1 protein-coding gene is annotated in these 1,044 nt (G+C 32.8%); it reads right to left on the bottom strand.

What is annotated here, in order from left to right; all coding sequences use genetic code 4:
• Nucleotides 1-1,044, bottom strand: a 1,044-nt coding sequence (locus C4B25_RS04810) for a hypothetical protein (protein ID WP_168380717.1), incomplete at both ends; no start/stop codon positions are given.

Genomic DNA, 1,044 nt, shown 5'->3' with positions numbered 1-1,044 from the left:
AATACCGTGGCACCTAAGAATATCTAATTTATCTTTAACTGATTTTGCACCATTAATTTCTTTAGCAATATCCGAAGCTTTCTTAGTACCTTGGTTTGTAATTGTACGACCATGGATCGCTTTTTTAATAGCATCAAGATTTCCTGGTTGATCTAATGTTGCATCTGACTTACCATTTGCAGTTCCTGAAGTAGATTTATTTGCTTGTGAGGCATTCGGAGTGTTTGTTGCCACTTCAACTTTTAATGTTCCATCAGGTTTTGCGGTTACTTTAACACCAGTAACTGTTGTTCCATCTTTTGATTCTGGTATATCAATACCATGGTTTTTAAGGATATCTAATTTATCTTTAACTGTTGTTGCTTTATTAATATCTTTTGCAATATCAGATACTTTCTTCTTACCTTGATTTGTGATTGTGTGACCATCAATTGCTTTTTTAATAGCATCAAGGTTTCCAGGTTGATTAATTGTTGCATCTGATTTACCGCTTAATTTACCATCCACTTTTTTATTTGGTTGGTAAGAAAATGGTGTGTGAGTTGATACTGTTATTTTCATAGTTCCATCAGGATATGTGATAACTTCAACATCTGTTATTTTTGTTTCATTAATGTGATCAGGTAAAAATATACCGTGTTTTCTAAGTATTGCTAATTTAGCTTTAATATCGCTAGAACGTGTAATTTTATCACCTATATCAGATACTTTTTGTTTACCTTGGTTGGTGATTGTATGACCATCGATTATTCTTTTAATAGCATCAAGGTTTCCTGGTTGATTAATTGTTGCATCTGATTTGGCAAACGCAATACCAGAAACTTCTTGATTTGGTTGTGCTGTATTAGGAGTGTTTGTCTTTACATTAACTGTAAATATTCCGTTTGGTTTTGTAGTTATAGTAACATCGGTAACCGTTGTTCCATCTTTTGATTCTGGTATATCAATACCGTGGCACCTAAGAATATCTAATTTATCTTTAACTGATTTTGCACCATTAATTTCTTTAGCAATATCCGAAGCTTTCTTAGTACCTTGGTTTGT

The organism is Mycoplasma todarodis, assembly GCF_004335995.1.
GTDB lineage: Bacteria > Bacillota_I > Bacilli_A > Mycoplasmatales > Metamycoplasmataceae > Mycoplasma_K > Mycoplasma_K todarodis.
This window is presented reverse-complemented; position numbering and strand designations above follow the sequence as displayed.